Origin of the sequence: Kaistella polysaccharea (assembly GCF_020410745.1) — a bacterium.
GTDB lineage: Bacteria > Bacteroidota > Bacteroidia > Flavobacteriales > Weeksellaceae > Kaistella > Kaistella polysaccharea.
This window is the reverse complement of record NZ_CP084528.1, coordinates 2,457,706-2,469,785: the sequence shown is the minus strand read 5'-3', so window position 1 is coordinate 2,469,785 and position 12,080 is coordinate 2,457,706. Positions and strand designations below refer to the sequence as shown.

Annotated in this window: 9 protein-coding genes and 1 pseudogene; 2 read left to right on the top strand and 8 right to left on the bottom strand. The window is 33.5% G+C overall.

The genetic code is table 11. The features are described 5' to 3' along the window. Positions 1-4: 4 nt before the first annotated feature. A complete protein-coding gene (locus LC814_RS11425) occupies positions 5-598 on the top strand; it encodes a hypothetical protein (RefSeq protein WP_226064051.1) in 594 nt (197 codons plus the stop codon). On the opposite strand, the gene LC814_RS11420 is transcribed toward LC814_RS11425, so the two are convergent. Further along, positions 585-1,226: a uracil-DNA glycosylase gene (locus LC814_RS11420; protein ID WP_262903714.1), complete on the bottom strand. Its 642-nt coding sequence runs from the start codon at positions 1,224-1,226 to the stop codon at positions 585-587. The genes LC814_RS11425 and LC814_RS11420 overlap by 14 nt on opposite strands. 133 nt (positions 1,227-1,359) lie before the next feature. Between LC814_RS11420 and LC814_RS11415 the strand changes: the two genes are divergently transcribed. Then, positions 1,360-3,510, top strand: coding sequence for an endonuclease MutS2 (locus LC814_RS11415; RefSeq protein ID WP_226064050.1), 2,151 nt, complete (start codon positions 1,360-1,362; stop codon positions 3,508-3,510). Positions 3,511-3,609: 99 nt separating this feature from the next. On the opposite strand, the gene LC814_RS11410 is transcribed toward LC814_RS11415, so the two are convergent. From LC814_RS11410 to LC814_RS12525, 7 genes and pseudogenes are all read right to left on the bottom strand, one after another. Continuing rightward, the gene (locus tag LC814_RS11410) at positions 3,610-4,200 is read right to left on the bottom strand and encodes an HD domain-containing protein (RefSeq protein WP_226064049.1); all 591 of its coding nucleotides are present in this window, start codon (positions 4,198-4,200) and stop codon (positions 3,610-3,612) included. A 21-nt stretch (positions 4,201-4,221) separates the two neighbouring features. Next, positions 4,222-4,788, bottom strand: coding sequence for a putative PDDEXK endonuclease (locus tag LC814_RS11405; protein ID WP_226064048.1), 567 nt, complete (start codon positions 4,786-4,788; stop codon positions 4,222-4,224). Positions 4,789-4,992: 204 nt separating this feature from the next. Further along, positions 4,993-7,035, bottom strand: coding sequence for a heavy metal translocating P-type ATPase (locus LC814_RS11400; protein ID WP_226064047.1), 2,043 nt, complete (start codon positions 7,033-7,035; stop codon positions 4,993-4,995). 215 nt (positions 7,036-7,250) lie between these two features. Next, complete coding sequence (locus LC814_RS11395) at positions 7,251-7,886, bottom strand: hypothetical protein (protein WP_226064046.1); 636 nt, start codon at positions 7,884-7,886, stop codon at positions 7,251-7,253. Between the two features lie 312 nt (positions 7,887-8,198). Continuing rightward, positions 8,199-8,783 (bottom strand): hypothetical protein, encoded by a 585-nt coding sequence (locus tag LC814_RS11390; RefSeq protein WP_226064045.1) that lies wholly within the window; start codon positions 8,781-8,783, stop codon positions 8,199-8,201. A gap of 1 nt (position 8,784) precedes the next feature. Next, positions 8,785-11,378, bottom strand: a pseudogene (locus tag LC814_RS11385) (Eco57I restriction-modification methylase domain-containing protein). After that, a complete protein-coding gene (locus LC814_RS12525) occupies positions 11,350-11,904 on the bottom strand; it encodes a hypothetical protein (RefSeq protein WP_311135708.1) in 555 nt (184 codons plus the stop codon). Before LC814_RS12525 ends, LC814_RS11385 begins: the two are co-directional and overlap by 29 nt. Positions 11,905-12,080: the final 176 nt, after the last annotated feature.

The following is a 12,080-nucleotide window of genomic DNA, read 5'->3' as shown; positions in this document are numbered from 1 at the left end:
TTTCATGTTTACCAAAATTGCATTTATAGCGCTCACTCTTCTATCTTTAGAAACCTGCGAAAAACAGAAAATTGCTGCGGAAAAAAATGAAGCTTTAGAAAAAACAGAGACCGATTTAAAATCTGCCAATGTTGATTCTTTAAAAAAAATCGATGATACTTTAGTAATCTTTTCACAGGAAAAATCCGAAAATTCCTCCGCAAAAAAGACGGAAATTATCTATCTGAAAGAAGGCGAAAATAAATTTTTAAAGGAATACAATATGAATGTCACCTTTAAAAAAATGATTGAAGATAGCCGCTGTCCGAAAGGCGTACAATGTATTTGGCAAGGAAATGCGAAGGCTGCAGTTGAATTGATGGGAACGTACACGCGTCCTGTAATTTTGGAATTGAGTACGTTAAATGATGCCGCAAGAGGTTTTTTTAAAATGCAAGATTTTAACGGTTATTCTATTTCATTAATCGAAGTTTCTCCGGAGATTACCGCCGGAAAAGGGTTTAAAGCGTTAAAAGGAAATTATAAGATCGGCATTCGTATTGAGAAATCTGACGGAAAAAATTCAGATCAACCTCAAAGCGGAACTACCACGAGATAGGTTTTTTATTCTTTGATTTTAAATAATCATTAACCTTTGAAAAAGGTTTACTGCCGTAAAATCCACGATACACAGAAAAGGGAGAAGGATGAGCAGATTTTATGATTAAATGTTTATCGCAATCAATCAATTCCTCTTTTTTTTGCGCAAAAGCGCCCCACAAAATAAAAACTACATTTTCTTTTTTATCAGAAATTTCTTTAATCATATAATTAGTTAATTTTTCCCAACCCAAATTTTTGTGCGAATTTGGCGAATGCGCCCGTACCGACAGCGTTGCGTTTAGGAGAAAAATTCCCTGTTCTGCCCAATCATTTAGTTCTTTCTGGTTTCTTTCTATTCCTAAATCATCATGTAATTCTTTGAAAATGTTTTTGAGTGACGGTGGCGCCGTCACTTCTTCAGAAACCGAAAAACACAATCCATTGGCCTGATTATCATTATGATACGGATCCTGACCAATGATTACTACATTTATATTTTCAAAAGGTGTTAATTCTAAAGCGCGAAAAATCTGATCTTTTGGTGGAAAGCATTTTTCGGTAGAATATTCGTTTTGTACCTTTTCCCAAAGGGTTTTAAAGTATTCTGTATTTTTAATGGGTGCAAGAATATCTGTCCAGGTCATAAATAATGATATTAATTTCTTAATCTGATTTTGAGTGAATTTTAAAATTGATTTGCGTTTTGAAACGGTAACAATTATAATCGCTGAAACTACAAAAGTAGACTAATATCAAAATATCTCGTTAAATTTGCGTGTGCATATACAAAAAGAAGACTTAGACGAACTTGAATTCCCGGAACTCTTAGCGGAGATTTCCCCTTTTACGTTCTCAAAAAAAATTGCAGAAAAAATTGCAACGATTCGTCCTTTTGAAATTGAGGAAGCTGAAATTTCCTTAAAAAAAGTCGCCGAATATTTATCGAGTTTTGAAAGTGACAACGCGATTCCTTTCAATGAATATGACGATATCGAAGCGGAACTTAAGCTGATGGTCATTGAAAATTATCGTTTAGATAATGCTTCATTTTTAAAGATTAAAAGTCTAACGGAACAAATCGCAAGACTCCAAAAATTCTTTCCTGTTTACGAAGATTTATTCCTCAATTTAAAAAATGATGTTAAAGATTTAGAATACCGAAAAGAAATCGTAGATAAAATCGACAAAGTGTTCAACCGTTTTGGAGAAGTTAAAAGTGATTCGTCACCGATTCTGAAAACATTACGATCAGATATTTCCCATGCCCGGAAAGCCATTCAAGAAAACTTTAACCGTACACTTACTGCTCTTACTTCCACCGATTATCTGGATGATATCCGGGAAAGTATTATGGATGACCAACGGGTTTTAGCCGTAAAATCGGGATATAAAAAGCGCGTTCCGGGTCGTGTTTTGGGTATTTCTAAGACAGGATCGATTACGTACATCCAGCCGGAATCAGTCGTAAAACATCAATTTAAGCTGCGCGAAGATATTGAAGAAGAGAAAAAAGAAGTTGATAAAATTTTAAGAAAGTTAACAACCGAGATTGCAGAATTTAATCCGCAGCTCAGCGATTATCAAACTTACATTTTCGATCTTGATATGACGCGGGCGAAAGCGAAGTTTGCAGAAAAAATAGGTGGTATTTTACCCAAAATTAACCGTCATCGCACCATGCGTTTGGTGAACGCGTTTCACCCATTATTGCTGATTAGAAATCAAGTTGAAAAGAAAAAAATATTTCCGCAGACTTTAACATTAACGGAACAAAATCGTATTCTCTGTATTTCCGGTCCAAATGCTGGTGGAAAATCGATTACGTTGAAAACGGTGGGATTATTACAATTGATGATTCAGAGTGGAATTTTGGTTCCCGTTCATCCAAGATCTGAAATGTTTTTCTTTGAAAAATTAATGACCGACATTGGTGATAATCAATCGATTGAAAATCATCTTTCTACCTACTCTTCTCGGTTGAAGAAAATGGCGAAAATTATTAAGGAAGCCAACTCAAAAACATTGTTGCTCATCGATGAATTCGGGACCGGTTCTGATCCAGAATTGGGTGGCGCATTAGCTGAAAGTTTCCTGGAATTTTTCTACGACAAGAAAAGTTTTTCAATTATCACCACGCATTATACCAATATTAAATTAGTCATCGAGCAACTTCCTAACGCGACAAATGCAGCGATGCTTTTTGATGAAAATTCCTTGGAACCACTTTATAAATTAGAAGTCGGACAAGCCGGAAGTTCCTTCACTTTTGAAGTTGCGGAGAAAAATAAGATTCCAAAATTCATTATTGAATCTGCGAAGAAGAAAGTGGAACATGATATTTTGAACCTCGATAAAACGATTGTCAAATTACAGCAGGAAAAATTTGAAGTTGAAAAAATCAAAACTGATTTAGCAGAGAAAAGAGATTCCACTCAAAACAAAAAAGAGAATCTGGAAAAACTAAATGATCAGTTGGAGCAAAAGCTCTTTAATTTTCAAAAACTCTACGAAGACGAACACCGCAAATTACAGTTTGGAAATAAGATTGAAGGATTTATCGATTCATATATCAAAGGGAAAACACGAAAGTTGGTGGTCGCAGATTTCGTTAAAATTTTGGAGCAGGAAAAATTCCGAAAATTTGGAGCCGATAAAGATGAAAATAAAAAACTGCAGATCGTTAAGCGCAAAATTACGCAGCAGTTAAAAAAAGTTGATGTTCAGGAAAAAATAGTAGAAACCAATGAAAAGCTTGAAGACAAACGCCTAAAAGAACGCGCAGTTTGGATGAAAGTTGGCCAACGCGTGAGGATAAAAGGTTCTGCAAGCGTGGGAACCATCGATAAAATTGAGAAGAATGGCAAGGTTTCTGTGAACTATGGAACTTTTAAAACCAAGATCAGCGGTGATGAATTGGAACGGATTTAAATATATTTTAAATGATGAATTCAAGATTCTAAATTTTGAATTTTGAATTTTGAATTTTGGAAAAAATAGAATGTAAGATTATAAATTAGTCTAGCACTTTTATTCTTTCAACTTTCCTTCATCCAAAGCTTTCTGAAGCAAAATATCAAACGCTTCGCCCAATTCTTTAGAAGCTCTTTTCACTGCTTTACCGACTATATTTTCCACTTGATTTACTTTTACGTCTGCTTCTGTCCAACTTTGAGCAGAACCGTAAACATTTAATAAAAAAGGCATAATTCGATCTACTGCACAGGCAAAAATTGCATCTGGTGTTTCTTCTGCTTCAAACTCAATCCAGAGATTCAGAAACTCTGAACGTAAAGGTTCATCTAAAATTCCAAAAGTCTTTTTTGCGGCTCCCAATTCCCTTTCATACTTACCCGTCATTGCACTTTCATCAAAAATAAAAGTATCGCCCGCTTCTATTTCGACAATATCGTGAATGGAAAGCATTCTGATCACTCTTAATAAATCGATTTTATTCTTATCTTTTGCATAAGGCAATAATATCTGCGCAAAAACTACAATTTGCCAACTGTGTTCGGCTGTATTTTCCCGACGAGAATCATCGAGATTAAAGTTTCGACGGTTTACATTTTTTAACGCATCTAGAGCGAGAATAAACTGAATTTCTTTTTCTAAAATCATGGGGCAAATTTGGTAAAAAAATTATTGGTTCACCATTGTGATAATTTCGTCGGCAGTTTTAACTTGGTATTCTTTGATCTCATTTTCGTCAATATATTCTTCCGCAATTTTTGATAGAGGTACTACAAATAATTTTTCTGGAAAATTGGGTTTACCACCAATCCCAAAAGCTACAAAGACTTTTTGTTTCCTGTCGATTTGATATTTATTATAATTTCTAATTTGATAATTTTTAGCAAAAAAAACTTCCTCATTAAAAAATGATTTCCGCCACTTACATTCTATAGAGAATGGAACATCATTCGATTTAAACTTTAAATCTGGCTCCATATTTTCAGAGGCAGATACACCATTTTTATGATAGTCAGAATTTCTGCTAACTAATTTCACGCCCTTTTCGTTACCGACAAGCTGAATCATGTAATCCTCGAAGTCGTTCCCTTTTTGTTTATTGACGGCATCAAAATCTTCTTCATTACTTTTCACAATATTTTCTACGACCAACGATTCTGGAGTTTTCTTTCTGGTAAAAAAATATGCTGAAAGTCCTAAACTTCCAATTCCAATAATTAAGAATAATATTGCCATTTTTTTCATTAGTTTAATTAAGATTACGATTGTTTATAAAGTTGTCAAAGATAATTTTTTAGAATAAATCTATTTAAACTTTCTTTAATATTATTAAACACTTTAAGTAGATCTAACTGATCAGATTTAAAAAAAGCAATTGAAAACTTATATAGATAATTAATGCGCAGCACTAATTGCGTAGAGTCAGTATTTAGAAAATTCTTAAAACTTCATTCTCTGAATTCTCACTGCATTCAAAATCGCTAACAAAGCCACACCAACATCGGCAAAAACTGCTTCCCACATGGTGGCTAATCCGCCCGCGCCTAAAACAAGAACCACCGCTTTCACCGCAAAAGCAAGGAAAATATTTTGCCAGACTATTTTGCGTGTTTGCTTTCCAATATTAATAGCCATCGGGATTTTACTCGGCATATCATCCTGAATTACGACATCGGCAGTTTCTACGGTTGCATCACTGCCGAGACCGCCCATGGCGATTCCAACGTCACTTAATGCAACTACCGGCGCATCATTTACGCCATCGCCAACAAAAGCTACACTTTGATTGCTTGCTTTTATTTCCTGAAGTTTCTTCACTTTATCTTCTGGAAGTAAGTCTCCAAAAGCATTCTCAATTCCCAACTCTTTTGCTACAAACTGCACTACCGAATTTTTGTCACCGCTTAACATCGTAGGTTTTACGCCTAAAGATTTCAGTTTTTCAATCGTCAGTTTTGCGTCTTCTTTAATACTGTCCGCAACGGTGAGATAACCGACGAACTTTTGGTCGTAAGCAATCGCGATTAGCGTGTACACAATTTTACTGATGTCGGTATCGTACTCAATTCCGAATTTATCCATCAGTTTAAAATTCCCAACCAGCAATTCTTTACCCTTTATTGATGCTTTCAAGCCATGACCTGCAATTTCCTCGACCTCATCAATTTTCAGGTCCGTGTTCACTTCGCCTACAAATTCGTGAATTGCCGTAGCGACTGGATGCGTGCTTTTACTTTCGACGGCATTCACCATTTCTAATATTTCGGCTTGGTTAAACGCTTTGTCAAAGAGTACTTCCTGCACTTTAAAAACACCTTCGGTCATGGTTCCGGTTTTATCCATCACCACATTTTTAATGTTTGCAATGACATCTAAAAAGTTACTGCCTTTAAACAAAATTCCGTTCTTACTCGCGGCACCAATTCCACCAAAATATCCGAGCGGAATACTGATTACTAAAGCGCACGGACAGGAAATTACGAGAAATATCAGAGCTCGGTACAGCCAGTTTGAAAAATCATAATCAGCGACAAAAAAGTAAGGAAGAAAAGTAATCGCGATCGCCAGAAAAACTACAATTGGCGTGTATATTTTTGCAAATTTTCTGATGAATAATTCGGTTGGCGCTTTTTGAGTGGTAGCATTCTGTACCATTTCGAGGATTTTACTCAGCTTACTGTCGGTATATGCGGTAGTTACTTGCACTTGCGCTACAGTGTTTAAATTGATCATTCCTGCCAAAACCGTTTCGCCTTTTAATTTGGTATCTGGTTTACTTTCACCTGTTAGAGCAGCGGTGTTAAAGGAAGCTTTATCCGAAAGCAATTTCCCATCTAATCCTAATTTCTCCCCAGGTTTAAGCTGTATAATTTGGTCGATTTGAACTTTCTCTGCTTTGATAATTTCGGGCTTATTTCCACGTAAAACCGTGACTTCATCGGGTCTCTGATCAAGTAAACTTTTGATATTTGCCTGTGCTCGGGACACCGCCAAGGTTTGAAAAACTTCTCCTACAGAATAAAATAACATCACCGCAACCCCTTCCGGATATTCGCCAATCGCAAAGGCTCCAACAGTCGCAAGTCCCATTAAGAAAAACTCTGAAAAAAAAGCACCCTGCAAAATACTGCCCCAAGCTTCTTTTAAGACCGGTAATCCTACGGGAAGGTACGCTACGACGTACCACGCGATTCTTACCCAACCTGTAAACCAGTCGGGCTTTAAAAAATGGTCGAAATAGAGTGCGATAAGCAGTAAAAGAAGAGAAATTATACTGGGAAGAAACATCTTCCAAGGGCTGCCTTCGAATGTTCCATGATTGTGGCCATCATGATCGCCGTGCTCTTCAACACGATGTTCGTCATGATCGTGAGGTGCTTTTTCTTTCAGTAATTCCTCGGCGCCGGCTTTTTGGTAAATTTTCTCTTCTTCGGTGCAACAGATTTGTTTGCCCTGCGCATCATAGGTATGTTGGTGTTTCATCTATTAATTTGAATTCTAAGATTGATAATGAGATTCTGAAGGAAACAATTTTCCTGCCGATTAGTGCTTTGATATACGCAGCATATCGCCGAAGAAAATTTATACAAATATTCGAAAGCTTAGATCGGCTTCTTTCTGTAAATATAAATAAACATAGAAAGGGTTTTAGATATTTTGGAGTACAAAAAAAATTTTAATGTAATAGTTTCGTATGGTTATCCTTTCAACAATTTATCAACTAACCCCTGATTATCATACCACTCCAAATCACCATCACTGTTGTATCTATAATATTCTCCTGTTTCACTTTTGATTTTTTGATATAGGGTATCGCTTCCATTTATAACTTTTTTCAAAGACCACTTATCTAAAGTCATATCATCAGTTGTTGGGTCAACAAATGCTCTTTGAAGTGTTAATTTTCCTTCTTCAGTTTTTATTTTGGTAAGGCATTTCCAACCATCATCGACGTAAAATGGTTTTTTAGCATGAAATTTCTCCACGATACGATTTATCTCCTCATCAGTTAAACCTGTAATTTCCACTTCTAAATTAGGTGTAAAATGTGTTGAAGCATAACTTCCATTGCCTATTATCATTCTTTCAAGATAATAATTGACAAAAAAGTTTTGATATTTTTTCCCATCATACTCATGAAACAAATCTCTTCCTAAGCTTTCTAACTCTATCGGATTTAATCTTTTATTTATTACCACATCGAAACCACTTTTCACATTAGGAATCGTTTGTACTTCAATAATTTTGACAACATTCGGAAAAATAGTTTTGGGTTCTTTCTTACAACCCACCATTGACATTGAAAGAAAGACAATCAATAATTTTAATTTCATATTTTTCGACTTATTAATTTTAATAATACACCTCCCTTCATCCCTAAAAACCGATTTAATATTATTATTGGTAACCCTTCTTTAAGAGGTAGACCGAGCTTTTAAAGCACGCCTACAGAACTCTATCTTTAATATATCGGTATCTCAATTACTTAAATAAGTAAGTTCATAAACTATTATTATAATTGCGACAATTATTTGCTTTTTTTTGGTTTAATTACTAGTGTTGGTGGTGGTGAAGCAGTTCGTCCATTTTGTTCTCTAGAGATTTTAGGTTCCATTTTTGGATTTACTGCTGGTTTTTTTTTCATCTTAATCATTTTTGGGTTTTACTACTTTTGGGGGACTAACTATTGTTCTCCCTTTTTCTATTATAGTTGGAGATTCTTTTTTAGTTTGTGTAGGTTTCGGGTGCGGATTTTTATCGCTCATATTTATAAAATTTATAGTGAGAAAAATTAAAACACTACTCGCTCCTAATACTGTAGCAGCAATGGAAGTTTTATTAAGAAATTCTATTTTGGCATTGCCATTGTTAAGTGTTTTTGTGAATTCATCTTCAAATATACACTCAGGATTTTCATTTATTTTATTAATTAATTTCTCTGATTCTTTGATTGATTTGTTATGGCTGATTAGATTGGATAAAAGTGTAATTACAAAACAAAATAATCCAAATATGAAAAAAAATTTAAACTCAATTATTTCTATTTTATCCAATATTTTATCTAGTGCAAGAAGAGAAATAACCAACCCTCCACTTGCTAATAAATATATTGATTTTTCAAAATCGTCTTGACTTTTTATTTTTCCCGATTCAATTGATGCTTTATACTGCATAATTATTTCGAACTTCGCCTCATCAATTTCTTTAATTAAATTTCTTTTTTTTGACATATTAATTTTTCTCTACAATATCAATCTCCTCATCACTTAATCCATAAAGTTCATAAACCATCATATCAATTTCTTTATCTGTTTGGTTTATTTTTGAATCTATTTCTGTCGCTTTTTCCTTTTCCTGATTAAAATAATCTTCCCATTCTGCTTCTTCTGAAAGTGAAAGTTTTATTTTGTTTTTTGAAGTTCTTTAATGAATTCCTGAAAAGAGAGTTCAAACCATTTCTCTAATTTTTTAGACAGTTTTTCTAAATCAAATTTTCTTTGCAGTGTCCGCTGAAACTTTTGTGAAATTTCCCCTAAATCTTTATTAAGACTAAGCATTATATTCGCCTTTTCTCCAAGTTCTTTGGTAGTATTTGGAACAGGAATCTGTCCAAAATAATTCCAAATCAATTGATAACCGTTCTGAATTTGAGTGCAGAATTTTGAAATTAGCCACCATCCCATTTTTGAATTTAATATCGTTAATAATCCTTTATCTTCTGTTGGAATAATCCACATTGAATCATTACAATAAAATCCATCTTCATCAAAAACAAAACAAGGTTTAACCATGAATTTCTGATACATGATTTTAGGCTTCTTAAATTCTTTCCAATAATTAATAGCATCTTGAGTTTCAAACCATTTGTTAGAAGTTTTTTTCCTCCCACCTTTCTCTCCGCTTTGGTTTAATCGTTCGTAGCCGAATGATAATAAATGATTTTTTATTGCAGGATAATTTTCAATGTCGATTTTGAAAGAGGGAAATGTTCCAATGAGATAATTGGAATTCGTAGGATAATTATATCTGTCAATATCTCTACCTTGTAAGAATGGGAAAAGAATTTCTTTTGATTTCTCATTCTGATTAACTATTTGATTCCTCTTTTCAATATCAATAAAAAATGCTTCGGAATATCCTGTCAGAACCCCACGGAAAGCATCACCCTTAATTCTTTCTTTTAAACTGACATTTTCTTTTTGAATCTTTACTAATAAAGCTTTATCTTTTTTTGAACTAATTACCCAGGTGGATTCAGTAAATGAACCATGGGAAAAATGTTGTTTGTTAGATTCTATATTTTTATAAAAGTCACCTTCATTTCTACTTAAAACCGAAACACTAATTTCTTGTGTTGGTGTATTTTTTTCAGCTATAAAAATACAGGGGTAAGTCGTTGCACCTTGAAATATCTGTAAGTCTCCAAAATCTATTAATGTGGTTAACCTTTGTTTTAAAAAAAACACTCTCAAAGGCTCCCCATATTCTGCTTGTAACCATTTATTAGGCATAATAAAAGAAACAAAACCCTTATCTTTTACAATATTGAAAGCTTTTTCAACAAATAAGACGTACAAATCACCTCGCTTGGCAAATGTTTGGTAATTAAGTTTTGCAAGTTGTTCTGAAACATCTTTTATACTTTCTAATTTCACATAAGGTGGATTTCCAACAACCACATCAAAACCTCCTTTTTCAAATATTTGGGGAAATTCTTGTTCCCAATCGAATGCTTTCTCTCCCGCGATTTTAGCGTCGTCAATTAAAGAATTACCACATTTTATCTTATCATTTAAATCGTTAAGTTTTCGGTCTTTTTTTGCGGTTCGTAACCACAAAGAAAGTTTCGCTATTTCGACACTTTCTTCATTCAAATCTACTCCGTAAATATTATTTTCCAAAATACTAACTTCATCATAAGAATATACGATACTTCCACCCGCAATTTTGGTTTCTAATTCATTCACATAATTATGTTCTAAAATCAAAAAGTTTAAAGCTTCGTTTAAAAAAGCACCACTTCCACAAGCAGGGTCTAATACGGTAATTTCTAATAGCCAATTCCTGTAATTATTTAATTTATCGAGAAGATTTTGTTTGGTTTTTTGCTGTCTTTTTTTGTCGGTGAAGTAATCATCTTCAATAATTCCAAACTCTGCTTTCTTCTCATTGCATAGCTTCCCAACTGTATTATCTACAATGTACTTTGTAATATATTTGGGTGTGTAGTAAACACCATCTTTCTTTCGCTTAGTTTTTGATTTATCAATTTCCTGCCCTTCCAATTGAGCTTTAATTTCATCTAAATCATTTAATGAATTTTCAAAAATATGCCCCAATATATTAACATCAACCTCACTTGCAAAATCATACTCTGCTAATTTAGAAGTATGTTTATATAGTAATTGACAATCAATTTTTATATTATCTAAAATTTCATCAGGTTTAAACAAACCTCCATTGTAGGCAAAAACATCATATCTTTTTCCTTTGAAGCCAGTATTCAAATAATTAAAATACTTCTTAAAACGGTTGTATAATGGTATCTCTTCGTCACGGTCTTGTAAATCATCCCAATCATTTAAAATTAATTTTACAGAATTTGGCGGTAACAGGAATCTATCTTCTGCAAAAAGTAAGAAAAGAAATCTATCTAAAAGTTTTTGAGATTTTTTGAAAAGTTCCAAAGCTTCATACTCAGGATTAATTTCAGTGAGGTTCTGAAAAAGCTCTCTTTTGAAAAGCGAATAGTCTTTGTAAAGTTTTTTCGTAATAATATCCTCTTGACTTACTGATTCATCTTTCAGGTCTTTTTGGAATACCATTTTTAATATTATCAAAAGCTAAGCAAAGGTAAAGCAGTTGAAAATCAGTTTCTGAAAGTTGAAAGAGATTAAACTCCACATTCTCTACTGCGTTATCAATATAAAATCTTAATTTTTCAAAATTTGAAGTAATAATATAAACACAATCAGGTTGATTGTTCTTGTAACCAAAAGCTTGAACTTCTACTTTAGATAAGTCGGTGGTATTTGTTCCTTTTAGTTCGATAACACCAATAATTTTTCCGTCGATGATAATACCACCATCGGCTTTCTTGCTGTCTTTAATATTCTTGAGTTCAGTATCAAGATTATAATCAGGTGTTGGATTCTTTGTATATCCCAAAACATTCACAAATAAGTCAATCAAAAACTCACCTTGATATTGTTCTTCTTTAGAAGTTCTAATGTTTTCCTTAATAATCGGATTGTGAAAATGAGACTTGTAAGCTTCCCACTTTTCAGTCAGCAGATTCTTATCTTGCTGATTAAGATATTTATTAATTACAGTTTTCTGAAATAAAGACATTGATTATTGCTTGTTTCTGTAAATTTAGATTAAATCTCACATATAATCAACGACTCAAATAAGTAGAAGTCAATAATCACTTTAAATGTATTCAGTAATTAATAAGAAAGAAAATGTAAATTTCCCCTGAAAATATGAAGGGTAAATAGAAGGGGTAAATTTTGGATGAAAAAAAG